Genomic DNA, 25,961 nt, shown 5'->3' on the forward strand with positions numbered 1-25,961 from the left:
TCACCGCGTTTTACAATATGTATTGTTGTCAGCCTGTACTGTCATAAAAGCGTCGTATTACAGTTCTAGTGTAATGTCGCCGATTTCTTTTACGGGGTTCGACCATGCGCCTTCATTTATCCTTTTTCCCCTTGCTTCTGCTGGCCCAGATAGTTCAGGCTGCGGATATTCAAACCGAACAGTACCAGATTACCTTTCCTGATAACGATCGGGTCAATTACCACGGTAAATGGCGGACGCGTTTCCCCAACGGTTTTCCAATGGGGGTCGGTTCCGGGTTGTCATTTATCGGGCGGGATGGCGACAAACTGACGTTCGTTACCGTTACCGATCGCGGCCCGAATGCCGATGCGCCGGAATATCAGGGTAAAGATGCGAAGATCTTCGCCGCGCCTGATTTTACCCCCGCCATCATGACCATTACCGTGGATGCCAAAAGCGCGCAGGCCACGGCGCTGCGCAAATTGCATGATGAAGCCGGCCCTATCAGCGGCTTGCCACTACCCGGCTCGCTGGTCGGCACCACCAATGAAGTGGCGCTCAGCGATACACTACAAAAATTAACGGATGACCGCCGTGGGCTGGACACCGAGGGCATTACTCCAGATGGTCAGGGGGGATTTTGGCTATCGGATGAGTACGGTCCGTTCCTGATTCAGGTGGATGCGCAGGGAAAAATCCTGAAGAAAGTCGGCCCGACGCCGCTCAACGGCGAACAAGGCGTAGCCAGTGGCTTACCCAATATTCTTAAATGGCGCCAGCCTAACCGTGGTTTTGAAGGCATCACCCGCATGCCGGACGGCCGCATTCTGGCCGCGGTGCAAAGTACGCTGGATATAGAAGGGAAAACCCAAAACAAGGCGTTATTTACTCGCCTGGTCAGCTTTGATCCGGCTACGGGCAAAACCGCCATGTACGGCTATCCGCTGGATGCGGATCAGTGGAAAAAAACCGGCGACGCCAAAATCGGCGATATGGTTGCGCTCAACGATCATGAAGTGCTGGTGATTGAGCAAGGCGCGGATAAAAACAAGGTGATGCATAACCTGATTTACCGTGTTGACCTGAGCCAGGCCAGCGATCTGAGCGCGTTGGATGCGCAACAGCCGGCTGAGTGGAATGATGCCGAAACGCTGGCGAAACGCGGCGTCGTGCTGGCGAAAAAGCAGCAACTGGTCGACTTGCGCCAGTTGGGCTGGAAACCTGAGAAAGCAGAAGGGCTAGCGTTAATCGATGCCCGCACGCTGGTGGTCACCAACGACAACGATTTTGGTTTACAGTCCGTGCTGGTTAATCCCGCCAAGGATGTAAAGAAGATCGGTAAATATCAGGCCGGCCCTGATGGCACGCTGCTGCTGGATGGCAAACCCGTCGATACCCGACTGGAGCTGGAACCGCTGCCGAAGGATGAGGCAACCAGCCAGTTATGGGTTATCCATCTGCCCCAGCCGCTTTACTAGTCCGCTTCGCATTTATTACCCGGCGGCGCTCCGTTTACGGTGCGCCGCTTTTATTTACCCGGTCCCTGAAATTTTTTCCCGTCATTATATTTCCCTATCGGAAATAATTGTTTACAGTGTAAGCCATTGTGAACATTTGTGCGGTATTGTTGGAGAAAAAGCGTGACAGGTTCCACCGCGATTGACGTACGCCAGCTGATTAATCAGCGTCCTCTTGGCGCTTACCAGAAACTGATTGTTTTTCTTTGCTTTTGTATTATTGCGCTTGATGGTATGGACATCGCCATCATGGGCTTTATTGCGCCATCGTTGAAAGCAGCCTGGGGAATCGGCAACGCGGAACTGGCCGTGGTTATCAGCGCGGCGCTGATCGGCCTGGCGGTGGGAGCGATGGTTTCCGGGCCGCTGGCGGACTGGCGCGGCCGTAAAACGATCATCATCGCCAGCGTATTTTTGTTCGGCCTGTGGACCTTGTTAACCGCATTTTCTCAGACGCTGCAGCATATGGTGATTTTCCGCTTTCTGACCGGTTTAGGTCTGGGGGCGGCGATGCCGAATGTCGGTACGCTGGTTTCGGAGTTTGCGCCGGAGAAAAAACGATCCTTTATCATTACCGTGGTCTTCTGCGGTTTCAGTTTCGGCGCCGCCAGCGGCGGGTTTGCCGCCTCCTGGATGATCCCGCAGTGGGGCTGGCATTCCGTGCTGCTGATGGGCGGCATTTTGCCGCTGCTGCTGGTGCCGTTCCTACTGATGAAGCTGCCGGAGTCGGTACGGTTTCTGGTCAGCAAGCGGGCGGATTCGCGTCAGATTCATCAAATCGTGGACAAAATCGCTCCCGGCATCTGCCAGGCCGACAGCCACTTCGCCATGCCTGTGGCGGAAAAAACGCCGGCGTTTGCCGTTCAGCTGGTGCTGTCCCGCTCTTACCGTTTTGGCAGCGTCATGCTGTGGGGCGGCTATTTCTTCGGCCTGTTCATGGTGTATCTGCTGGGCAGTTGGCTGCCGACCGTCATCAAGGAAGCCGGCATGAGCGTGACCGAAGCCACCATGATTACCGCCTTGTATCAGGCCGGCGGCACGTTCGGTTCGCTGTTTGCCGGCTGGCTGATGGACCGCGTTAACCCGCATCTGGCGCTTGGCATGATTTACGCCGCCGGCGGCGTAGCTACCGCGATGATTGGCGTCACCCACGCTTATTTTGTGATTCTGGCGGTGGTGGCGTTCAGCAGCGGATTTTGCCTTAACGGCGCCAACACCGGCATGAATGCGCTTTCCGCCCGTTACTACCCGACGGAAGCCCGCGCCACCGGCTCAGGCTGGATGCATGGCGTTGGCCGAATGGGCGCCATCATGAGTGCGTTTGCCGGCGCACAGGTGGTCAGCATGGGATGGGGGCTGACGACCATGTTTACTATTTTGGCGATTCCTGCCCTGTTGACGTCGTTGATGATTCTCGCCAAAGGACAGTTCGGCTATAGCCGGCCCGTCGTTGCAGAACTCAGTTACTAATACGCCAACGCCCGGTTAACCGGGCGTTTTCTTTGGCTTCGAAGGAAAGATCAACGGCTACGTTTGGCGTGTCTCTCACGGTTATCCTGACGGGCCTGATCGGATTTTCTAAGCGACACATAACAGGCGCCGGCACCGCCGTGAAACGGCTGTGCGGTACAGAAGGCTTGCACGGAATCAAACTGCTGCAGCCAGCGGAACAGGTAATTGCGCACGACATTGGCGTGTGATTTTTCATGACGGCCTTTACCATGAATAATCAGTAAATTACGCAAATTGTCCCGTTGCGCCTGCAACATGAACGCAAACAGGTTCTGCCGACAGGTTTCGACCGGCTGACGCAGCAGGTTGAGGCTGGCATCCAGCGGATACTTTCCCTGACGCAGTTTATCCACAACCCCCTGCTGGATACCTTCTCTTGTAAATTCCAGCGGCACCTCGCATGGAAACAGGTCGAGAAAACCGGTGATCAGAAAATTATCCAGATCCGGCTCTTCCAGGCGAGAAGGTACAGCTTTCGACGGGGCGGGTTTAAGATGAACGACAGTGGCGGACGGCTTTAGCGGTTTGACATCGTCCATGGCATTCAGAAACAGCGTTTTTTCATCAGTATCCATCATGTCACTCGCGTTGATCCAAACCACCTGCCTACTATAACGAGAGTACGGTGAAATATCACCTTGCCGGTCACAGAGTAAAAACGCGGTGAGTCCCCTCACCGCGCAGTGGTTTACCGGTGTTATGCTCCGGGTTTATCCGGCTACGCCGCCGCGACATCCGTCCGGCTCCGTTTCACCAGCTAAGTTCTTAGTCTTCAGGCGGCCCTCACGATGTAGCTAAACGCGATGTTGCGCGGGCGGGTACCGCCAGCAATAAAATAGGGATTGTTGTTTAACGGCCGATTAGCATTCGTATCGATGGTTCTCTTATTACTATTTCCTGTATAAGCATATTCATTTATAGCAAAAGCATACCCTTTCAACGCTGGTCCATAATCAGCATCTACGATCGTATCGGTTTGCATTGATTGATTAAATTCAGCAATTGTCGCTGTGTTAGCCGTGGAGCCTTCAACAACTAATAATTGTGCTGCATCAGGACCGATGTTAGCAGTAATGAGGGATGGTGCCTGCCGTGATAACAATCCTCGCCCCGCATCCACCCCGCGCCCATCATCCCAGCCACGAATAAATTCGCCGCGCAGATCCGGCAGGACGCCGCCGGGGTACGCCAGCGCCAGTTTGGGAAAGGCGTTTTTGTCGAACGCCTGACCGTTGCATTTCAGCCAGCCGGCGGGCGGTGTCGCCTGCGGCCAGGGCAGCGGTATGCCCGCCAGGTCGGCGGTTTTCAGTACGTCGCTTAAACCCAGGTTTGCGAGAAAGTGAGAAGATAAATACAATCAGCCTTTTCAGGAAGTTACGTTATGCTTATTGGCTATGCCCGGGTATCCACCAGCGATCAAAATACCGAATTACAGAAAAACGCGCTGGTCGGCGCAAATTGTGAACTGATTTTTGAAGATCAGGCCAGCGGCAAAAACGCCAGGCGACCGGGGTTGAAACGGGCATTGCGCAAACTCAAACGCGGCGACACCCTGATCGTCTGGAAACTGGACCGGCTGGGCCGCAGCGTACGGGACCTGATTACCATGGTGTCGGACCTGCAGGGTCGTGGCATTCACTTTCGTAGCCTGACCGATGCGATTGATACCTCAACGCCGGCCGGCCGTTTCTTTTTCCACGTGATGAGTGCGCTGGCCGAGATGGAGCGAGAACTGATCGTCGAACGAACCCGCGCCGGACTGGCGGCCGCCCGGGCGGCGGGTCGCATTGGCGGTCGTCGGCGCATTATGACGCCTGATGCGATTGAGCATGCCAGAACACTGTTGGGTAATGGGGCAACCCGCTGGCAAATAGCCAATATTATCGGCGTGTCGGAAAAAACCATTTATAAATACTTCCCGGCAACACCGACGAAAATAAAAACAAGATAACAACCGAAAAAAAAATACATCACATTGCATTATTTTATTTCTAATTTTAAAAACTCACTGCTTACCCATTAATGATACAACAGCCTTACAATGAATAGCCTGTCATTCCCGACGATAATATCAGCGCGTAGAAATCATGACGCATTATTCATTCACTCACGCTGAGATAAAACAGATGGAAAAACATTGTCACCCTCATGCCTTTGATTTTGGTTTTGGTAAAGAAAACCTGTACAAAAATAATCATGTCTATATTGAAAATATTTCTCTTCAATGCTGCCAGAAAGCCTGTGGCGAACAGCAAGATACATCTACTGCTGCCTTGAAAGAGCTGGTGGGTATTCCGCAACCCTGGCCGCTGGCGGATGCGCCGGAAGGCTGGCTGAAATGTAACGGCCAGACGTTTGATACCGCCAAATACCCGCAGCTGGCAAAATTATATCCCGATGGCACCTTGCCGGATCTGCGTGGCGAATTTATCCGTGGCTGGGATGACGGCCGGGGAGTGGATACAGACAGGAAACTGATGTCAGCTCAAGCAGGTACCCATATTCTTGGAGACGATGGAACCTATCCAACACTTAACGGCATTGGTAACTTATCCGAATGTAATGCAGATAAACCAGATGGCACTGCTCGTACTCTGTACTGGTTAGATACAAGCAAGTCGGAAAAACAAGCCAGTGAAAAATTCTGGGGTGCCACTCGCCCGCGTAATATCGCCTTCAGCTACATCGTTAAGGCAGGTTAATCATGGCTACACAAAATGAAAATATGATTCAGCTGAATGAACAGGGGCTGAGCACCGGCAGTGGATATATTCAGGTTTACCATATTGATCCGCAAACTCGGGAATATATCGGCAACACCCGTGAATATCTGATGGAAGGCGTCGGCATTCCGGCGCACAGTTTTATTGATACGCCTCCGGCCGCTCAATCCGGTCAGGCTATCGTGCGCAGTCAGGATGGAGCGACCTGGGGAAGCGTTGCCGATTATCGCGGGCAGACGGCCTACGATAAGCAGACGCGACAATCCAGCCTGATAATCCAGCTTGGCGACCTTTCCGACACCCTGACGCTGTTGCCGCCGGCCACCGCTTACGATGTCTGGCAAAACGACGGCTGGGTGACGGATGCCAAAGCGCAGCAGACCGCACAGGTCAGCGCGGCGCAACAGCAGATGGCCAGCTATCTCGCTCAGGCGGAAAAACGGCTGACCGTGCTGCAGTATGCGGTGGAACTGGAGATGGCGACCGAACAGGAAACCCAGGCGCTGAAAAGCTGGAAAACCTATATGGTGCAATTAAGCCGGGTGGACGTTTCGTCTGCGCCCGCTATCGACTGGCCGGTCATGCCCGCCTGATTCACCTTTCCCGGTGGCGTAAACTGATGCGCCAAAACCCCACAGATGCCGTTGTCACCCCAACGGCATCTGTTTTTTATTTCAATTAACCCATTGTTTTTAATCATTATAAAAACATTATCGGCTTCACCCTGTTGTGCCATTCCATACCAAACCCTATTCGGATGCCTTCTGTTTTCCGGCAAGGCACTATTACTCGCACCCCACAACAGGAGACATTCTTGATGAGTGATTTTCATCACGGTACGCAGGTCGTCGAAATCAACGACGGTACCCGCGTCATTTCAACTGTATCAACCGCGATCGTCGGTATGGTCTGTACCGGACCGGATGCTGACGCCGCCACTTTCCCACTGAATACACCGGTGCTGATTACCGATGTGCTGACCGCCGCGGGCAAGGCCGGTAAAACCGGTACCCTGGCTGCCGCGCTGCAGGCCATCGGCGATCAGACCAAACCGGTGACGGTAGTCGTTCGCGTGGCTGAAGGCGCCAACGAGGCTGAAACGGTGTCCAACATCATCGGCGGCGCCGATGCCAACGGCAAATACACCGGTATGAAAGCCCTGCTGGACGCCCAGGCAGTCACTGGCGTGAAGCCGCGTATCCTCGGCGTTCCGGGGCTGGATTCCCAGCCTGTCGCCACCGCGCTGGCCGCCATCTGTCAGTCGCTGCGCGCCTTCGGTTACGTGAGCGCCTATGGCTGTAAAACCCTGTCCGACGCCATCAAATACCGCGGCAACTTCAGCCAGCGCGAACTGATGGTGATCTGGCCGGACTTTATCGCCTGGAACACCGCTACCAACGCCAGCGCCACCGCATACGCTACCGCGCGTGCACTGGGCCTGCGCGCCAAGATCGACCAGGAAACCGGCTGGCACAAAACCCTGTCCAACGTCGGCGTCAACGGCGTGACCGGTATCTCCGCCAGCGTGTACTGGGACCTGCAGACCATCGGCAGCGACGCCGACCTGCTGAACGAAGCCGGCGTGACCACGCTGGTGCGTAAGGACGGTTTCCGCTTCTGGGGTAACCGCACCTGTTCCGACGATCCGCTCTTCCTGTTTGAAAACTACACCCGCACCGCGCAAGTGCTGGCCGACACCATGGCTGAAGCGCACATGTGGGCCGTCGACAAACCGGTTACCGCCACCCTGATCCGCGACATCATCGAGGGCATCAAGGCCAAATTCCGCGAGCTGAAATCCAACGGCTACATCATCGACGCCGACTGCTGGTTCGATGAAAGCGCCAACGATAAGGAAACGCTGAAGGCGGGCAAGCTGTACATCGACTACGAGTACACCCCGGTGCCGCCACTGGAAAACCTCACGCTGCGTCAGCGTATCACCGACAAGTATCTGGTGAACCTGGCCGCATCCGTTAACAGCTAAGGAGCGACAGACTCATGGCACTGCCACGTAAACTTAAATATCTCAACCTGTTCAACGACGGTATGAGCTACATGGGCCAGGTGCACTCCGTCACCCTGCCGAAACTGACCCGCAAACTGGAAAACTACCGCGGCGGCGGTATGCAAGGCGCGGCGCCGGTGGATTTTGGGCTGGACAACGACGCGCTGGTGATGGAATGGAACATGGGCGGCCTGCCGGACAGCGCCTTCTGGAGCCAGTACGCGTTGCCGGGCGCCGATGCGGTTCCGCTGCGTTTCGCCGGTTCTTACCAGCGTGACGACACCGGCGACATCACCGCCGTCGAAATCGTGCTGCGCGGCCGCCACAAGTCGATTGACAGTGGCGAATCCAAACAGGGTGAAGAGACTGACGTACGCGTCTCTACCCAGTGCACTTACTACAAACTGATCATTGACGGCGTCGACATGATCGAAATCGACACCATCAACATGATCGAGAAAGTGAACGGCGTTGACCGTCTGGAACAACACCGCCGCAATATCGGTCTGTAACGACCGCTTCATGGCCAGCTACGGCTGGCCATTCTTATTGATAGCACTGGAGTTTTTATCATGACGGTTGAAACAACCACACAAAACAGCGTCATCATCCTGAACGCCCCCATCAAACGCGGCGAAACCCTGATTGACGCCATCACGCTGCTCACACCGACCGCGGGCACGCTGCGCGGCATCGGTCTGGCGGCGCTGGCGAGCGCCGATGTGGAAGCGCTGATCAAATTGCTGCCGCGCATCACTTACCCTGCCCTGACCGAAGCCGACGTCATGGGGCTGGAACTGCCTGACCTGCTTGAATTCGCCGGCAAGGTGATCGGTTTTTTATCGCCGGGCTCGGTACGCTGACGCTGCCGCCGAGCCTCACGGTTGACGACCTGATGGCGGATATCGCCGTGGTGTTCCACTGGCCGCCATCCGCACTTTTCCCCATGAGCCTGGCCGAGCTGATTAACTGGCGTGCCAAGGCGCTACAACGAAGTGGACAGGACTATGCCTAAGCAAAAGACTATGCCTAAGCAAACGACTATGCCTAAGCAATCAACCACCCCGAATGGCGGTTCGACGACAACCGGCGCCAACGGACGAAGCGGCAGCGCCGGGGATAACAGCATCTTCTCGCCGCTTGGGGATAATGTTTATCTGAATAAAATCAGCAGCGTATTGCAGGATTTTTTGGCTAAGGCCGGCCAAATCACCCACGGTACGACGGCGTTCAACGCCGCCGGGTCGCCGAAAAAAAACGCGACGGGCGGAAAAAAAGGCGGCAGACTCGCTGCCGCGGCACAGCTGGGAACCCTGGGAAACCTCGCCAGACGGTTCGACGCGCTGACCGCCATCCTGGCGCCGGCCTATTCCGCCCTGAAAACCGCACATGACCGCTCATCTGCGGATAATGCGGCGCTCTCCCGCAACGGACAGTATCCCGACGCCGGCGCAACCCAATCGCTCATCGCTCAGGCCAGCGACGGCGTCAACAGCATCTATTTATCCGCGACGGCGGCCATGCAGGCGCAACAGCGCATCGCCGGTCTGGTGCCTTCGGCGCAGTGGTCTTCCGGAATCACCGCGCCGTCGCTGCCGGGCAACGTAGCGTCGTTGCTGAAGGCGCAGCAAAACCTCAACCTGCCGACGAACCTGCTGCCGACCGTCGGCTCTGACGTCGCTTCGCAGATGGGTGCGGAGGGGCTGAACACGCTCGCCGGAACCGCGCAGGAATCGTTTGTCGGCGTAGAAGAAACCAGCCTGATGATGTCTGCATTAAGCAATGCGGATCTGGATGACGGCGACGGCGGCAACGTCGCGGCCGGTGGGATTGACGCGCTGCAAGCTATTTCCAGTCCGGCCATGCAACTGCTCAGTCAGTCAGCGTTGACCGGTCAGAACAGCGCGGAAAACCCGTCAAACCCGCTGTCTGACATGATTAACGGCAATTACAGCGCCCTCTCCCCGGCAGCAAAGCAAAGTTATTTTGACCAGCGCGTGGTGAATAACATCACGATCAATGTGCCGGAGAACAGTAACCTCGACGTGATTAAACAATACATCGACGAGGCACTGAGAAAATACACCCCGAATAGCAGCGCGTATTCCTACAACTCCATGACCTCTAATCTCATTTCATGAGGATAAATACCATGATGCTTGCGCTTGGTTTATTTGTATTTCAATTGCAAACGCTGCCTTACAGCACCCTCAGCCGCCATGTCAATTACCGCTGGGCCAACAACGGCCGTATAGGCCTGCGCCCTGCACAGCAGTTTTTGGGACAGGGAAATGAATCCATCAGCCTTAATGGCGTGCTATGTCCGGAAGTTAACGGCAAGTTCAGCAAGCTCTCGCTGTCGGCGCTCGAACTCATGGCGGGAATGGGGCGCGCCTGGCCGCTGATCGAAGGCAGCGGCACCATTTACGGCATGTACGTGATTGAAAGCCTGCAGCACACCAACACCGAGTTCTTTTCCGACGGCAGCGCCAAACGCATTGAATTCTCCGTGAACCTGACGCGCGTTGACGAATCGCTGATTGCGATGTTCGGCGACCTCAGCCAGCAGGCTTCCGATCTGTACAGCCAGCAGATCGCGCCGGCCATTTCATCCGCCAGAACCGCCATCGGGGGAATCCTGTCGTGATAGTGAATAATCGCATCGGCATTGCCGATCAACTCGCCCCGGATTATCAGATAACGCTATCGGAAGCGTCAGGCGACGCTAAAACGACCCGCAATCTCAGCCAGCGGCTCATTTCACTGTCGCTGCACGACGTGATGGGTTTCGAATCCGACCAGCTATCGCTGGATATCGACGACAGCGACGGCAAGGTGCAAATGCCCAAACGCGGTGAGAAAATTAGCCTCAGGATCGGCTGGAAAGGCAAGGCGCTGGCCGACAAGGGCACCTTTATCGTCGATCAGGTCAGCCATACCGGCGCACCGGACAGGATCACCCTCAGCGCACGCAGCGTGAACTTTCGCGGCGATTTAAACACGCCGCGTGATGGCTCATACGATGCTACCACCCTGGGCGACATCGCCCGGACGATTGCGGAACGCTACAGTCTGATGGCGTCGATCGAAAACTCGCTGGCCGGTACCGCGATTGCTCATGAAAACCAGTCCAAAGAATCCGACTTGTCGTTTCTTTGCCGCCTGGCCAGACGATACAGCGGTACCGTGGCGATCAAAAGCGACACGCTGCGACTTTTCGTCGCCGGTACCGGCACCGCTGCAGACGGCAAAAACGTATCGACCTACCTGATCGAACGCAGCGACGGCGACTCGCACAGTTTTACGATCGCCGACCGCATCGCCAATACGTCCGTCACCGCCAACTGGCACGACAGCAACGACGCAAAAACACATACTGTGAAGATCAGCCGCAAGCGTCAGAGCCAACCGGATACGGTAGCAACCCACCCTAACGCCAAATCGTCCGCCCAGTCATCAACACCGTCGACGGACAACTACCTGGCTGGGGAAGAAGAAAGCCAGCAAACGTTACAGACCACCTATTCCACCCAGGACGACGCGACCCAGGCGGCGTTGAGCAAATGGCGTGAAACCCAGCGCGGCACGGTGACATTCTCGCTCACGCTGGCAAAAGGCATGGAAAACCTGAAGCCCGGCGCGCTGGTTCGGCTTAAAGGCTTCAAACAGGTGATGGATGAGCGCCAGTGGACCATCAAGCGGCTGACCCACACGATTGCGGGCAGTGGTTTTATCACCGCTATCGAACTGGAAGTGTCGATGCTGGATGTCGAATACGACACCAGCTACAGCGTTATCGGCAACGCAACCTCAGCATCATGATTCACTTTTCGAATTATAAATTTGCAAATTCGAATTCATTGCAGTACCATGTGTGTAAGATGTTTCACTAACCCGTACACATAAGGTGATTTCAAAATGATGCATTGTCCTCTTTGTCGTCATTCCGCTCATGCCCGTTCCAGCCGCTACCTGTCTGAAAATACCAAGGAGCGTTACCACCAGTGCACCAACGTGAACTGCGGTCACACCTTCGTCACCATGGAAGCCATCACCCGCTCCATCATGGTGCCGGGCAAAACCGAGCCGGTTGACGGCGAACGCAAGTAATTCGCCACGTTTCTCTCCCTCCGTGTTTCCTTACTTTTCTTGACCGTCTTTCCCCGCCGCCCGGCGGGGTTTTTTATCCCGCCATAAATACACAAAACGTGTTTTAACCACTCCCGTACGCCTCGTATCGGAAAAACGTATTATTGACGCTGACCGCCGTCGGCTTTTAGTATCAAACTGCTTTTGCTGATTTTCAGTCAATTGCCGCGTCGACGCCCGTCTTACGGTTGTTAACGCCGCAAGGGATGAATCCTGCCGTGACGATGGTGCCCTTCCCCCCTTCACCATCAAAAATCAGACGCAGACACCGCTTTGATTAACACGGGTTCAGGAAAAGAATGATGGGTATACCCCCTGTTTTCCTGTCCTCAGCAGGGAGAACACCGATGACGGAATCCATCCGCGCTTACCGCGCCAGTTTGTTGCACTTTGTCGCCGACCCGTTGCATAACCCGCAGGCCACTCGCTTTATCGAAGACGGCCTGCTACGGGTGCGCGATGGGCGTATTCAGGATGCCGTGCCGTATGACAGCCTCACCGAGGCCGAACGCCAGTCCATGACGGTGATCGACTATCGCGGCCGGCTGCTGATGCCGGGATTTATCGATACCCACATCCATTTTCCGCAGACGGAAATGATCGCCTGTTACGGCGAGCAGCTGCTGTCCTGGCTCAATACCTACACCTTTCCCACCGAGCGCAAGTTCGCCGACGAGAATTACGCCCGGGAACGGGCCGCGTTTTTCATTCAGGAACTGTTGCGGCACGGCACCACCAGCGCGCTGGTCTTCGCCACCGTGCACCCGCAGTCGGTTGACGCGCTGTTCAGCGCCGCCGAAGCCAAAAACATGTGCCTCATCGCCGGCAAAGTCATGATGGACCGTCATGCGCCGGACTATCTGTGCGATACCGCGCAGCGAAGCTATGACGAGAGCAAGGCGCTGATTGAAAAATGGCACCACCGCGGACGGTTGCGCTATGCGGTCACGCCGCGTTTTGCGCCCACTTCCACCCCGGAGCAGCTGGCGCTGGCGGGTCGCTTGTTGCGGGAATACCCGGATGTGTATCTGCATACCCACCTCTGCGAAAACCCGGATGAAATCGCCTGGGTCAAATCGCTGTTTCCCGAGCATCGGCATTATTTGGATGTCTACCATCACCACGGTCTGACCGGACGCCGTTCGGTGTTTGCCCATGCCATCCATCTGCAGCCTGACGAAGTCCGCACGCTGGCGCAAAGCCAGTCCGCCGTGGCGTTTTGCCCCTGTTCCAATCTGTTTCTGGGCAGCGGCCTGTTCCGGTTGCACCCGCTAAAAGCGGCGGGGATCCGCATCGGGATGGGCACCGACGTCGGCGCCGGCACCAGCCTGTCGCTGCTGCAAACCCTCAGCGACGGCTATAAAGTGCAGCAGTTGCAGGGAGAAAAACTCTCGGCGCGCGAAGGGCTGTACCAGGCCACGCTGGGCAGCGCCGCCGCCTTGTCGCTGGACGATCGGTTGGGTAACTTTCTGCCGGGCAAAGACGCCGATTTCGTGGTGCTGGACTGGGCCGCCACCCCGCTGCAACAGTTGCGCCAACAGCAGTCTACCTCGCTGGACGATCGGCTGTTCGCCCTGATGATGCAAGGCGACGACCGAAACATCAGCGCCACTTATGTACATGGCGAATGCGTCTATACCCGTCAAACGCCAGATGACAAGTGAGTCGGCTTTCCCGCCCTCCGACTGATTTAAGGATACCGCTACGGGCCGCACGCCGCGGCGGTATCGCATTCAGTCCGGCATGGCGGAGATAAAACACACCAGCGTTTTCACCAGAAAGTGATCTATTGCACATTTCGCCCAAAAAAATCGCGCTGCGATATGTCGCTTACCGATAACTGTCCTTGAATAATATCGGACAAGCGCTCAGGCCAACGGCGGGATGGCGACATCAGCTGGGCTCTGCCTCTTGCAGAGCTTAGCAATCATCACCAGGTACCATAAGGTTTCGTCATGACTTCCCCAGGCCATCGTTGTAGCGAAGAACAGCAAGATATCCTCGCGCGTATGCTGAATATCTTTGACACGCAGCCCGCCGAAGAGCTCCCTCGTCTGACGCGTATCACCCGCACCTTTTTTCAGGTAAAGAGCGTGGTGATCTCACTGGTGAACAACGAGCGGCAATGGTTTCTGTCGAAGGCCAATTTTCCCCGTCAGGAACCGGACATCGAGTTTTCCTTCTGCGTGCATACGGTGAGCGCCAATGCGCCGCTGGTCATCCCCGATACCCTGTTGGACGAGCGCTTCGCGGCTAATCCGATGGTCACTGGCAATGACCCGATTCGTTTTCACGCCGGCTACCCGCTGCGTTCCTCGCTCGGCACCCCGCTCGGCGCGCTGTGCCTGTATCACCATCAGCCGCGCACCTTCAGCGATGAAGAAATGCAGCAACTCAGCGATTTGGCGTTTATCGTAGAAACCGTGTTGCATAAGGTGGAGATGCAGGCGCGCGAAGCGATCGCCCGGGAAAGGCTGTATCAGTCGGATTACGTCAGTCAGCAGATTTTCTCCCGCGCCGCCATCGGCCTGGCGCTGATAGCCCCGGACAAACGGCCGCTAAAATTCAATCACGCGTTCTGCGATATGCTTGGCTACGACGAGGAAACGCTGCTGACGCTGCCGGTGGATAAAGTGGTGCACCCGGACGACATGCCCCAACTCATCAGCGATCATGATCTGCTGATGGGCAGTAATCTGCTGGAGAGCACCCAGCAACGCCGCTATATCCGCGCCGACGGCAGCGAATTGTGGGCGCAGGTCTCCATTTCGGTGCTCTACAATCCGGATGGCGGAAAATTCGGCCTGTTGCTGGCGCTGACCGATCTTAGCGATCAGAAAGCGTCCGAACAGGCGTTGCGCAGCCTGAGTCTGGAACTGGAGCACCGGGTGGAACAACGCACCGCCGAACTGCGCCAGAGTCACCAGTTTATTCAGGACATCACCGATCATATTCCGGCGATGATCTCCTGCATTAACCCGAACAACGTACTGGTTTTCGCCAATCGCCACCTGCGCAAACTAATGGGTCATGAGCATGACACCTTGTACCAACGTGATATCGGCGAGATCTTCCGCCCCCAGGAACTGGCACTGTTTCTGCCTAAACTGGAAGAGTCGCGGCAAAAACAGCTTTCTCTATCATTTGAACATGTGCTGGATATGCCTGATGGGCAACTCACCACGTTTCACACCGAACTGGTGCCCGCCGAATCGCCGGAGCTCGGCACCTACATTCTCTCCACCGACATCACCCACCTTACGGTATTGCGCGACCAGCTGGCGTTCGAAGCCAATCACGATCACCTGACCGGCCTGCCCAATCGGCGGGCGGTCATCAGCTACCTGAACCGGCAGGCGGGGAAAAAGCGGCGCGGCGCGCTGGCGCTGCTGTTTTTTGATATCAACAACTTCAAATACTATAACGACTGCTTCGGCCACGATTTTGGCGATCGGGTCATCAAAACCTTCGCCCGCCTACTGCGTCAGAATACCCGTTCCTACGACTTTATCGGTCGTCTGGCGGGCGACGAATTCCTGATGGTGATTCATGAGCAGCGCAATCTGGCCACCGAAATCCGCGCCATCACCCAAAAACTGAAAGCGAAGATTGAAAAACCGATCACCATTCGCCAGCAGACCATCACGCTATCGGCCAGCGTGGGGCGCGCGATTTTGCCTCAGGGGGCGCCGCTTAACGCCAACGAGCTGATTCGTCAGGCGGACACCGCCATGTACCAAGCCAAACGTCGCCACGTTTCCCCATCCTGATTCGACCGGATAATGACTTTTAATTTGCCATAAACAGTAAGCCGATTTGCCGGAATGAGAATAATGAAAAACTATAAAAAGAATTACTTCCGGTGAATCATTCCGTTTATTTCTCCTCAACGCGTTAATCCGCCTGACCATTATCCTATACCCTTCATACTTCAAGTTGCAGGTGTGTTGGCTGCGTTTGCTCACCCCAGTCACTTACTTGTGTAAGCTCCTGGGGATTCACTCACTTGCCGCCTTCCTGCAACTCGAATTATTTTGGGTATATAAGTATTTCCTGTGATGAAAATCACGTTTTTTTTAAAGTTCTCACTTTTTATTGCCGATGGCTTTTTTACCGACGTCATTATTCATTTATCGAGAGCGAGCCATGTTCAGGAATATAAAAATTGTCACCGGGCTATTTTCATTACTGCTGGCCTTAAGTCTGCTGCAGCTGGTCAGTTACGGTTTTTTCTTCGGCGCCATGAAAAGTGACAGGAATAACTTTGTCGTCGCGCAAACGCTACGCAAGCAAAGCGGGGAACTGAACGCCTCCTGGATTGCGCTGATCCAGACGCGCAATACCATGAACCGCGCCATCGCTCGGATGATCATGGAAACCAACAATATTCCCAGCGCCGGGAAGTCCGCCGATCTGATCGATGTCGCCAACCAGTCGCTGGCAGAAGCGGATAAACATTTCGCCGCTTACAGCCAGATTCTGCCCCTGCCGGTACAGGACGCCGCGCTGGCAAAAAATATTAACGAGAATTACCAGGCATTACGCAGCGTGCTGCAACGCATTGTCGATCTGATCAAAACACAGGATGTCAAAACGATTCAGGCCCTGCCGACCCAGAAAATGCAGGACGCATTTCAGCAATCCTTTGATGCGTATTTCCGCCAGAACGACGCGCTGAATGACAGCGCGGTCAGCGACAGCGGTCAAAATTACCATTACAGTATTATCGTCATTGCCGTGTGCGTGTTGATCCTGTTTTTCGCTACCACCAGCGCCTGGGTATATATTCGTCGGGTTCTGTTGCAACCGTTAAATCGGGTCATTACCCATTTGCACCATATTTCCACGGGCGACCTGACGCAGTCGCTGCAGATTCAGGCGAAAAACGAAATCGGTCAGTTGGCGGACAGCGTTCGTCACATGCAGCACTCGCTGACCGATACCGTGGATAAAGTGCGGGTGAGCGCGCATGAAATTTATCGCAGCGCCAGCGAAATCGCCGGCGGCAACAGCGATCTGTCCTCCCGTACCGAGCAACAGTCCGCCTCGCTGGTGCAAACCGCCGCCAGCATGGAACAGCTGACCGCCACCGTAAAACAGAACGCCGACAACGCCCGTCACGCATCCCAGCTGGCGCGCGACGCGTCGGATACCGCCCACAAAGGGCTGCAGGTGGTCGATGACGTAGTCAGCACGATGGGACAAATCAGCGGCAGTTCGCAGAAAATCAGCGACATTACCGGGCTTATCGACAGCATCGCCTTTCAGACCAATATTCTGGCGCTGAACGCCGCGGTGGAAGCGGCGCGCGCCGGCGAACAGGGCCGCGGCTTTGCGGTGGTGGCCGGCGAGGTGCGGAGTCTGGCCCAGCGCAGCGCCGACGCCGCGCGCGAAATCAAGGGACTGATCGAGGATTCGGTCAGCCGGGTGCGCGAAGGGTCGGTCCTGGTCGGCTCCGCCGGGGAAACCATGGGCGATTTGGTGAAAGCCGTTACGCGCGTCACCGACATCATGGGCGAAATCTCCTCCGCGTCGGAAGAACAAAGCCGCGGCATCGATCAGGTCAGTCAGGCCGTCAGCGAGATGGATCGCGTGACACAGCAGAACGCGGTGCTGGTGGAACAGTCCGCCAATGCGGCGACGTCGCTGGAAGAGCAAAGCGACCATCTCAACCGCGCGGTGTCGCTGTTCCGGCTCCATACCGCCGCATCGCCCGCCGCCGCCAGAACCGCATCGGCCGCCATCACGCCGTTAGCGCCGCCGCAGTTGCCCGCCAGCCGCAGCGTGGCGGCCGCCGGCGCCTACAATACCGCCAGCCACTGGGAAACGTTCTAACCCGCGGCCGCCGACAAACGCGACATAGCAAAACGGCCCGCGTACCGGCTATCTGGTACACGGGCCGTATTCTCACGCCATACACGCTGACGGTTATTGCACCAGCGTATACATCAGGGTGCCGTAGCCAAGGTGATCAAATCCGCCGCTATTCGGGCCGTAATCACCGCCGCCGCCTTCCACCCGTACTTTTTCAGCGAACGCCTTGATATTCGGCGCATTCAGTTTTTTCAGCACCACATAGTGGTTGTAAAGCATTTCCCAGGTCGGGCGCAGAGTACCGCGCCCGGTGGGAGAAATTACCGTCTGCACGATGCCGTCGCTATTGCTGTAAGTCGTATAGGGCACGTCTTTGCCGAGGTTGTAAGCCGCCACGTATTCCGCGCCTTTCAAAATACGATTGTCGGCGTAACCGAACAGGTCATCCCCCTGACTCCAGGCCATTTGCGCCAGCGAACCGACCAACCCCACCGCCAGCGTGGCGTGCCCCTGATCGCGACCGCTCTCCTGCATCTGCCCCACATTGGCCTCCGGATACAGCTTCCAGACCAGATTGTTGATGGCGCCGTTGCCGCTGCCGGTTTTGAAATAACCGATGGCTTCGTTGTAGATATCGCGGTTGTCGGTCAGTACCCCGATAGCCAGAATGGTGTTCAACTGCGCCAGATCCCAGTTCGACCAGTAGTGATCGATGCGGGCGTTGTTATGGCGGACCAGAAAATCATGGCAGAGCGGATAGAACACTTTCAGCATCATGGTACTGAACCGGTTGAAATCAGCCTGTTTCCAGCCGCGGTAATCACGCACCAGTTCAGCCGCATTGGCCAGTTCATAGCCGTAAATTCCGGCGGCCAGATAGCGGTCGCTGGTGCCGCGAATATCTTTCAACGTGGACGACCAGGCATTAAGGATTTCCACCGCCTTGTCGGCATAGGCGACATTGCCGCTCAGCTTCCAGCGCAGCGCCAGCGCGTAGGCCGCAGCGGCGTCGTTATACAACCGCCCATAATTCTCCGCGCCTTCGCTATTAGCCCCACGGTAGACAATTTCAACCGGATTGGCTTTCCAGTTCAGCGATGCATGGTTATTGCTGATAAGCTTGTTCCAGCCGCTTTTCCAGGGTTCGGCGTCATTCGCCAGTTGGGTTTTTATACGCTCGAAGTCCGCCTGGGTATGCAGCAGACCGGGGTGAACGAAGCCGGTCGCCGCCTGTGCCGGCGCAACGGCCGAGACCAGCAGCGACAACGTCAGCAGACAACGGAGAGACCGGTTTATCCGATCCCCCCGGCGATACAGTGAACGCCATAAAACACGTATGGAGATAAACAGCATGGTGAGATCCTTCTGATTTGCTGAGTAATAGAGTCTGCGCCGGGTAAGCCGCCCGACTAGCCCGCTCTGCGGCGCAACAGCCGCCCATAGACCAGCGGCGCACGGCGCGCGTCGACGATTGGCTTGACGGCACGCTCGCATCACCTTGCAGTCAGGCGCGGCCAGCCATCATAGAGCATATTCTGGTGCGATATCCTTTAATAATTCATGACGACGCAGTGGGGGCATACCATTGCGCCACAGCTGCCAGCGCTTATTGGCCGCCTTAAATAAGCCATAGACCAGAGCAACATGATTCCGTTTTGCCTTTCTTTGCTATCAAAAACTCCACCGATAGCCGTTACCTCGTTTTATTTTCATCGCCACATGCGATAGCGCATGATTATTTTCTGCGGAAAATGAAATTCTCCGGACAAATGCTAAATTTAAAATGATATCGGATCAGATAGCCCGTATATCTCCGTTATCATTAAGTTGCAAAAGCGTTAACTGACGCGACCGCCGACTTTTCACCGCGGGATAGTAGGTATATATCGCCGGCCTTTTGGCGGGGACCTACCGGTGCGCGAAGGGAAAAAACACAATTCATTGTTCTGCATGATCATTTTTACAAACAGGGAGTTGGCCGCCATGTAAATAAAAACGGTTTTCATTAAAAACACGCTTTACCTTTCATTCACGTCTTTGTCGAGAAAATAGTTATCAGCCAATAAATTGTTATGCCCCAAATAATGCGAGTTGCAGGAAGGCTGAACGTGGTTTGCCGCGGCGAGTCCCGTGGAGAAGTTGAGTAATAAAGCCAACGCGCCTGCAACATGAAGTATGACGGATATATGCCTTTTCAATGCGACACACCTTGAAGTCCAGATTAAAAATAATCCTCAAGAGGACCTGAAATGCGCAACAATCAGCCAGTCACACAGCGGGAATACGTTTTCGATAAGGATGCCACACTCATGTCGGTCACCGACGTGAACAGCCATATTGTTTATGCTAACGATGCCTTTATTCAGGTGAGTGGCTTCGAACCCGACGAAATCGATGGTCAGCCGCATAATTTTGTACGCCATCCGGATATGCCGGTCGAGGCTTTCCGGGACATGTGGCAAACACTGAAACATCAGGAGCCCTGGACCGCGTTAGTCAAGAACCGGCGCAAAAATGGCGATCACTACTGGGTGCGGGCCAATGCAGTGCCGATTGTGCGTCAGGGTCGTACGACCGGTTATATGTCCGTACGCACCCAACCTTCTCGTCAGGAGGTGGACGCGGCGGAAAAGCTGTATCAGACGATGCGCACCGAAGGTAACAACCTGAAGCTGCACCGAGGGGTACTGTTTCGCACCGGCCTGACAGGGCTGTTTTCGCGCCTGAAGCTGATCTCCATGCGCTGGCGGCTACGCGGGTTGATCATGCTGACGGCGCTGATCAGTTACGTCGCTTTCTGGATGATTCATGGCGAGTTTGACTCTGACTTTTATATTTCCAGCTCGTTTATGACGGGCATGATGCTGCTGCTGGATGCCTTACTTGAATGGCAGTTGATCAAACCGATCGAAATGGTTAAGCAGCAGGCGCTGAATATCGCTACCGGCAACGCCAACACCATTGATTATGAAAACCGCGCCGATGAGATCGGTACGATTCAACGCGCCATCGGGCAACTGGGGCTGATGTTCCGCTGGCTGGTGGACGACATCAGCACGCAGGTGTTGAATATTCGCTCCGCCAGCGACGAACTGGCCAGCGGCAGCGAAGAGATGAACAGCCATGCCGAACGCACCGCCGCTAACGTGCAGCAGACCGCCGCCGCCATGAACGAGATCAACACTACCGTGCAGACCAATACCACTACCACCAGCGAAGCCAGTCAGCAGGCCGCAACCGCCTGCGATGCGGCTATCAGCGGCGGTCGGGTGATCGGCGAAATGGAAAAGACCATGGACAGCATTGTCGCCAGTTCGGAGAAAATCGCCGGTATCACCTCCATCATTGATAACATCGCGTTTCAGACCAACATCCTGGCCCTGAACGCGGCGGTGGAAGCGGCCCGCGCCGGCGAGCAAGGCAAAGGGTTTGCCGTCGTGGCCGGTGAAGTGCGTAATCTGGCGCAACGCAGCGCCAGCGCCGCCAATGAGATTAAACAGCTGATCGAATCCAGCGTCGCGCAGGTTCGTTACGGTTCTACCCATGTCAGGGACGCCGGCGACAGCACACAGAACATCGTGGCAAGAGTAAACAGCGTCAGCCAGTTGATTTCGCACATTGCCGATTCAACCAAAGAGCAAACGGTCGGGCTGTCTGAAATCGGCCGGGCGGTGGAGGAACTGGAACAGATTACCCAACAAAACGCCTCGCGGGTGAATGCCTGCGCGCAGGCATCAGACCAACTCAATCTACAGGCACACCGGCTGGAACAGGCATTGCACGTATTCCGATAAACCGTTCCCGGCAACGCGCCCTGATGATGACCTCAGGGCGCGTACCATTGGCGTTGTCATGCGTTACTGCGCGCGTTCGCCGTTTTCTGCGCGCCAGCGCGCCACCCTCTCTTTCGTGACCTCTTCTTTATAACAGAGTGGCGCCGCGCCCCCTTTGCGGCTCCAGGCGCTGCGTCCGCCGCAACGGCTGCCGTTTCTGGCCGAGCTGTACGGGCAGGCGCAACTCCCCGAATAATCGGCAATCGACTCTTCAATAATAATTTGTCTGATCTGATTATCGCTCAAACGGGTATTTTTCGCGTCCGCCGTGGCGGCGAATAAAAAACATGACATGCAGAATAATTGGAAAAGATATTTTTTCACGACCCTATCCTCGCCTGGGAAAATGCAGATACCCCCAATAATTCGGGTTGCAGGACAACACGCCGCGCTGGCCCTTCAGCGCAAAGTCTGTCTGGAGCGGGCGCGTCAGGGCGCCTGCAATCTGACGTATGGCGGGTATACAACGGTTCTTATTTATTGCTCACGCATCGATTCGAATTGAAAATCCGAAGTATTAATAATAGACCGCTTTATTTAATCAGCCGGGGATAAATAGCCCTGTTGGTTTATTTTCCCTGACGCCTGTTTTTCATTCTTCGTCCGTCTTTACGCTGCGCGCTTATTCGCTAGCGCCGCTCTGAATACAGCGTAACGTCAGTTCACCGCCGAATACGGCGCCGGTATCGATATACTGCAGATTCCAGCATGTCAGCACCTGTCGTAACGGCGTATGCCCGAACAGGAAAAGGTCCGCGCCGCTAATCGGCCCGCCGACGCCGGCCAGCGCCTGGCTGATCCGCTGCCGGTTCCATAACACCTGTATCCAGGGCAGCGGCTGGTCAAATTGATAGCATTCCGCCGGGTAATCCGCATGCGCCACCACCGTGCGCCGGCCGGCGGTCTCAACCTCGATGACATACGGTAACTGCGCCGCCAGCGCCAGCAGCCGGCGGGCCAGCGTCTGACGCTCGTCATCCAGCCGGAAAAACCAGTCGCCGCCGTTGGCTCGCCACAGCGGAATCCGTGCGGTATCGTCCAGCGCGTCCAGCGCCATCTGCTCGTGATTGCCGCGCACCGCGCGAAACCAGCGCTGCTGCAACAGATCAAGACAGGCGAGACTCTGCGACCCGCGGTCGATCAGGTCCCCCACCGACACCAGCAGGTCGCGCCCGGTATCAAACCCGGCCTGCTCCAGCGTCGTCATCAGTTGCCGGTAACAACCGTGTACATCGCCCACCACAAAGATATGACGCCAGTCGGCGCCGGTAATGCGTTGATAGGCCGACGGTTGTCGTTCGCTCGTCATGATGCCGCCCTCCGTCGCCGCAGTGCTGCACTGTGACCCGCTGTTGAGGTACAGTCAGTATAATGCGGCAATGCTGTTTTCCAGACCTGATGTGAGCCTGTATGTCCGAGACTATTTCCCTGCGTATTCGTTTTGTCATCGCGCTAACGTTAACCGGCGTGCTGGCCGGCCTCGGCGGCATGCTGCTGGCGCTGCTGCTTCATGCCATTCAGCATCTGGCCTATGGTTACAGTCTGGACCATATCATCAGCGAAGAAAGTTTTTTACAGGGCGTTTCGGCGGCGGAGCCCGCCCGGCGCTTTATGGCTTTGCTGATCGGCGGCGTGGTGGCCGGTCTGGGCTGGTATGCGCTATACCGCTACGGCCGTCGGCTGGTGAGCATCGCCTCGGCATTGCAGGCGGAAAAACCGGATATGCCGGTAAACGATATGCCGGTAAAAGAAACCCTCATTCACGCGTTGCTGCAGATTGTTACCGTGGCACTGGGTTCGCCGCTGGGGCGGGAAGTGGCGCCGCGGGAACTGGGAGCGCTGGCCGCCAATCATCTCAGCCGTGCGCTGCGCATGACCCCGGATGATACCCGTTTGCTGATCGCCTGCGGCGCCGGCGGCGGCCTGGCGGCGGTGTATAACGTGCCGCTGGGCGGCGCGCTGTTTGTGGTCGAAGTATTGCTGGCGCGCGTTCAGGTAAAAACCAGCCTGGCGGCGCTGCTGACCTGCTCGCTGGCGGCGCTGGTGGCGCGCGTCGGTCTGGGCGACGAGTATCAGTACCACCTCAATCTGCCGCTCAGCGTGTCCGGCGATTTAACCGTCTGGGCGTTGCTCACCGGGCCGGTATTCGGGGTGGCCGCCTGGCTGTTTGTTCGCCTCACCCGTCACGCCCGGCAACATTCGCCGCGGAACGCCCGCCTTATCATCACCAACCTGCTCAACTTCACCCTGCTGGGATTGCTGGTGATCATCCTGCCGCAACTGGCGGGCAACGGCAAAGGCCCGGCGGAACTGAGCTTCACCAGCCAGTTGCCGATACTGCTGGCATTGCTGCTGTTGGGCTGTAAGGTACTGGTGCAATGGAGCAGTTTGCGCGCCGGCGCGCAGGGCGGCCTGCTGACGCCCGGTCTGGCCAACGGCGCGCTGCTGGCGGTGGCGTTGGGCGGCGTCTGGTCGTGGTTCTTCCCGCACAACCAGCCGGGCGCCTACGCGGTGATTGGCGCGGCGGCGTTTCTGGCGACCTCGATGAGAATGCCGGTCACCAGTCTGGTGTTGATCATGGAATTTACCCGTATCAACAACGACTTCTTCGTACCGATGGCGCTGTGTATCGCCGGTGCGGTCAGCACCAACATGCTGATTGAAAAAGTGACGTCGCCGTCCTGACGGCCCTCATTCGCTGCTCGTTTCCCATCAAGCCGGCGGCAGGTTGGGCGCGCCTCACGGCGATGCGGGCGTCTCAGCCTTCACCTTGATAATCTCATCAAAATAGAGCATCGAATTGGCGATGCTCTGCCGGACATTCAATATCGTATTGCGCACCGCCACCAGCCGGTTGCCCTGCAGCATCACCACGAACGGCGAGTTTTCCCTGACCGCCTGCTGCAATTGCAGGTAGATGTCGCGTCGCGTTTGTGGATCGCGCTGGGCGGCGGCAGCGTTGGTCAACCGGCTCAACTCCGGAATTACCCAGCCCAAACGGGCCGCCAGCGTACCTGGTGTATCCGGCTGGTTGAGGGCGAACGCGCTGGCATTGCTGCTGGAGTCAATATAGTCCGGCCCCCAGTAGGTGAATACCGCCTGAAAACGCCCGCGGCGCATGCGCGTCCAGAGTTCGCTCTCCACCACCGTCTGCACGTCGATATAGATATCGGCGCGGGCGAAACTGTCCTGCAACGCCTGCGCCACCTCGACATAGGGCGGCTGGTTGGCTACCAGCAGCGTAAACCGGCTGCCCGGCGCGATCCCGCCGTCGTGCAATATGCTCCGGGCCTTATCCACATCGAGCCGGAACGGTTTCTCCATTGCCGCGCCGTCAAATCCCAGCGGCAGGAAATTCTGATGCACCCGGAATTGCCTTTTCAGCAAGCGATTGGCGATGCCCTGATAGTCGACCAGCCAGCGCGCCGCCTGCCAGAAAGCGGGCTGCCCCAGAAACGGCGCCGTGCTACTGCGGGTGTTGAAACCCAGATAGTAAATTTTCGCCCCCGACGCCAGATTCACATTGATGCCCGGCTGATTTTCCAGCGCGCTGAATTGGTCCGCGCCCAGATCGAAGGCGACGTCGACGTCGCCCTGCAGCAGCAACAAACGGCGCACGCTCGGGTCCGCCACGTCTTTCAGAATCACCTGCGCCAGCGCGGGCTGGCGGCGCGCATACGGGTTACTCTCCAGCAACAATGCCTGCTGCGGCAGATAATGGCGAATCTGATAGCTGCCGCTGCCCGCCGAGCGGCTTCTCAGCCACTGATTGCCAAAATCACCGCTGTCGCTGTGTTTCTCTACCAGCTTGCTGTCGACAATCAACGCCACGCTGGCCGATAACAGGCGTAATACCAGTTCGCTGCCGATATCGCTGGTCCAGCGGATCTCCAGCTGATGATCGTCGATTTTCCGGAACTGCCCGTCAATATTCGCCGACATCCACCCCAGTTCATTCAGAATGAACACCGGGGTTTTATTGAGTTTTACCGCCCGGGTCAGCGAATAGATGACGTCATCGGCCAGTACCGGATTACCGGAGGCGAATACGGCGTTGGGGTCAAGGGTAAAAATCAGGCTGCGCCCGTCGTGGCCTTCGCGCCAGGCAAGCGCCAGATCGGGGTTCAGTTGGGTGGGTTGATTACGATCGCTCGCCACCAGCCCCTGGTAAAGCGAGGCAAGACAGCTGTTGCTGACGGTTTCGAAACTTTCCGCCGGATCAAAACTGATGATGCCATTCAGAGAGATAGCCACCACCAGCGTATTATCCGGCGTCAATGCCTTCACCGGCGGGCTGGCCATCAGGGTCAGCGTCAGCAGAATGGCAAACCATGCCTTCATCGTTTTTATTCCTCGGTATCACTGCATCAGCGCGAGGATCTGTTTACTAGAAATTCGTCTGCGCCGCCAGACGGCAACGCGT

23 protein-coding genes and 1 pseudogene are annotated in these 25,961 nt (G+C 56.4%); 18 read left to right on the top strand and 6 right to left on the bottom strand.

Features of this window, described 5'->3' with window-relative positions:
* The first annotated feature begins 104 nt into the window (after positions 1–104).
* On the top strand, positions 105–1,460 hold the full coding sequence (locus CPA59_RS12920; RefSeq protein WP_107759614.1) for an esterase-like activity of phytase family protein: 1,356 nt from the start codon (positions 105–107) through the stop codon (positions 1,458–1,460).
* 162 nt (positions 1,461–1,622) lie between these two features.
* Complete coding sequence (locus tag CPA59_RS12925; RefSeq protein ID WP_038919321.1) at positions 1,623–2,969, top strand: aromatic acid/H+ symport family MFS transporter; 1,347 nt, start codon at positions 1,623–1,625, stop codon at positions 2,967–2,969.
* A 50-nt stretch (positions 2,970–3,019) separates the two neighbouring features.
* Here CPA59_RS12925 and smrA read toward each other — a convergent pair whose 3' ends face one another.
* Together smrA and CPA59_RS23155 are read right to left on the bottom strand one after the other, a co-directional pair.
* On the bottom strand, positions 3,020–3,586 hold the full coding sequence (gene smrA / locus CPA59_RS12930) for a DNA endonuclease SmrA (protein WP_038921001.1): 567 nt from the start codon (positions 3,584–3,586) through the stop codon (positions 3,020–3,022).
* Positions 3,587–3,783: 197 nt separating this feature from the next.
* Positions 3,784–4,311 (bottom strand): annotated as a pseudogene (locus CPA59_RS23155) (phage tail protein); the annotation flags it as partial.
* An 81-nt stretch (positions 4,312–4,392) separates the two neighbouring features.
* On the opposite strand from CPA59_RS23155, the gene CPA59_RS12940 reads away from it, so the two are divergent.
* The 14 genes from CPA59_RS12940 to CPA59_RS13005 all read left to right on the top strand — a co-directional run bounded on the left by CPA59_RS12940 (position 4,393) and on the right by CPA59_RS13005 (position 17,726).
* Positions 4,393–4,962, top strand: a complete 570-nt coding sequence (locus tag CPA59_RS12940; protein WP_038919322.1) for a recombinase family protein — start codon at positions 4,393–4,395, stop codon at positions 4,960–4,962.
* 136 nt (positions 4,963–5,098) lie between these two features.
* On the top strand, positions 5,099–5,713 hold the full coding sequence (locus CPA59_RS12945; protein ID WP_225622586.1) for a phage tail protein: 615 nt from the start codon (positions 5,099–5,101) through the stop codon (positions 5,711–5,713).
* Between the two features lie 2 nt (positions 5,714–5,715).
* Positions 5,716–6,327, top strand: coding sequence for a tail fiber assembly protein (locus tag CPA59_RS12950; protein WP_107759616.1), 612 nt, complete (start codon positions 5,716–5,718; stop codon positions 6,325–6,327).
* Between the two features lie 224 nt (positions 6,328–6,551).
* A complete protein-coding gene (locus CPA59_RS12955) occupies positions 6,552–7,721 on the top strand; it encodes a phage tail sheath protein (protein WP_038668429.1) in 1,170 nt (389 codons plus the stop codon).
* A 14-nt stretch (positions 7,722–7,735) separates the two neighbouring features.
* Positions 7,736–8,254, top strand: coding sequence for a phage major tail tube protein (locus CPA59_RS12960; RefSeq protein ID WP_012769535.1), 519 nt, complete (start codon positions 7,736–7,738; stop codon positions 8,252–8,254).
* 60 nt (positions 8,255–8,314) lie between these two features.
* A complete protein-coding gene (locus CPA59_RS12965; RefSeq protein WP_038919327.1) occupies positions 8,315–8,605 on the top strand; it encodes a phage tail assembly protein in 291 nt (96 codons plus the stop codon).
* A gap of 32 nt (positions 8,606–8,637) precedes the next feature.
* Positions 8,638–8,757 carry a GpE family phage tail protein gene (locus CPA59_RS12970; RefSeq protein ID WP_013318226.1) on the top strand — a complete coding sequence of 40 codons (120 nt, stop codon included), beginning with the start codon at positions 8,638–8,640 and terminating at the stop codon, positions 8,755–8,757.
* 28 nt (positions 8,758–8,785) lie between these two features.
* The gene (locus CPA59_RS12975; protein WP_255412221.1) at positions 8,786–9,883 is read left to right on the top strand and encodes a hypothetical protein; all 1,098 of its coding nucleotides are present in this window, start codon (positions 8,786–8,788) and stop codon (positions 9,881–9,883) included.
* 11 nt (positions 9,884–9,894) lie between these two features.
* Positions 9,895–10,389: a phage tail protein gene (locus tag CPA59_RS12980; RefSeq protein ID WP_038919328.1), complete on the top strand. Its 495-nt coding sequence runs from the start codon at positions 9,895–9,897 to the stop codon at positions 10,387–10,389.
* The gene (locus CPA59_RS12985) at positions 10,386–11,564 is read left to right on the top strand and encodes a contractile injection system protein, VgrG/Pvc8 family (protein ID WP_038919329.1); all 1,179 of its coding nucleotides are present in this window, start codon (positions 10,386–10,388) and stop codon (positions 11,562–11,564) included. The genes CPA59_RS12980 and CPA59_RS12985 overlap by 4 nt, the downstream gene beginning before the upstream one ends.
* Positions 11,565–11,660: 96 nt before the next feature.
* Entirely contained in the window at positions 11,661–11,852 is a 192-nt protein-coding gene (locus tag CPA59_RS12990; protein WP_012769529.1) for an ogr/Delta-like zinc finger family protein, read from the top strand.
* Positions 11,853–12,238: 386 nt separating this feature from the next.
* Positions 12,239–13,555, top strand: a complete 1,317-nt coding sequence (gene guaD / locus CPA59_RS12995; protein WP_107759620.1) for a guanine deaminase — start codon at positions 12,239–12,241, stop codon at positions 13,553–13,555.
* 291 nt (positions 13,556–13,846) lie between these two features.
* Positions 13,847–15,661 (top strand): diguanylate cyclase domain-containing protein, encoded by a 1,815-nt coding sequence (locus CPA59_RS13000; protein WP_038919331.1) that lies wholly within the window; start codon positions 13,847–13,849, stop codon positions 15,659–15,661.
* A 376-nt stretch (positions 15,662–16,037) separates the two neighbouring features.
* Entirely contained in the window at positions 16,038–17,726 is a 1,689-nt protein-coding gene (locus tag CPA59_RS13005; RefSeq protein WP_107759622.1) for a methyl-accepting chemotaxis protein, read from the top strand.
* Between the two features lie 93 nt (positions 17,727–17,819).
* Here CPA59_RS13005 and CPA59_RS13010 read toward each other — a convergent pair whose 3' ends face one another.
* Positions 17,820–19,058, bottom strand: a complete 1,239-nt coding sequence (locus CPA59_RS13010; protein WP_107759624.1) for an alginate lyase family protein — start codon at positions 19,056–19,058, stop codon at positions 17,820–17,822.
* A gap of 896 nt (positions 19,059–19,954) precedes the next feature.
* On the opposite strand from CPA59_RS13010, the gene CPA59_RS13015 reads away from it, so the two are divergent.
* Complete coding sequence (locus CPA59_RS13015) at positions 19,955–21,499, top strand: PAS domain-containing methyl-accepting chemotaxis protein (RefSeq protein WP_038919334.1); 1,545 nt, start codon at positions 19,955–19,957, stop codon at positions 21,497–21,499.
* A 63-nt stretch (positions 21,500–21,562) separates the two neighbouring features.
* Here the strand turns inward: CPA59_RS13015 and CPA59_RS13020 are convergent, their stop codons facing one another.
* Complete coding sequence (locus CPA59_RS13020) at positions 21,563–21,832, bottom strand: hypothetical protein (RefSeq protein WP_049854518.1); 270 nt, start codon at positions 21,830–21,832, stop codon at positions 21,563–21,565.
* A 328-nt stretch (positions 21,833–22,160) separates the two neighbouring features.
* Positions 22,161–22,847 (bottom strand): metallophosphoesterase, encoded by a 687-nt coding sequence (locus CPA59_RS13025; protein ID WP_038919336.1) that lies wholly within the window; start codon positions 22,845–22,847, stop codon positions 22,161–22,163.
* Between the two features lie 101 nt (positions 22,848–22,948).
* Here CPA59_RS13025 and CPA59_RS13030 point away from each other — a divergent pair, with 101 nt between their 5' ends.
* Positions 22,949–24,223 carry a chloride channel protein gene (locus CPA59_RS13030; RefSeq protein WP_049842427.1) on the top strand — a complete coding sequence of 425 codons (1,275 nt, stop codon included), beginning with the start codon at positions 22,949–22,951 and terminating at the stop codon, positions 24,221–24,223.
* A gap of 54 nt (positions 24,224–24,277) precedes the next feature.
* Here CPA59_RS13030 and CPA59_RS13035 read toward each other — a convergent pair whose 3' ends face one another.
* Positions 24,278–25,879 (bottom strand): ABC transporter substrate-binding protein, encoded by a 1,602-nt coding sequence (locus tag CPA59_RS13035; RefSeq protein WP_049854510.1) that lies wholly within the window; start codon positions 25,877–25,879, stop codon positions 24,278–24,280.
* Positions 25,880–25,961 lie beyond the last annotated feature (82 nt).

The organism is Dickeya sp. Secpp 1600 (assembly GCF_003049805.1).
GTDB classification, from domain to species: Bacteria; Pseudomonadota; Gammaproteobacteria; order Enterobacterales; family Enterobacteriaceae; genus Dickeya; species Dickeya fangzhongdai.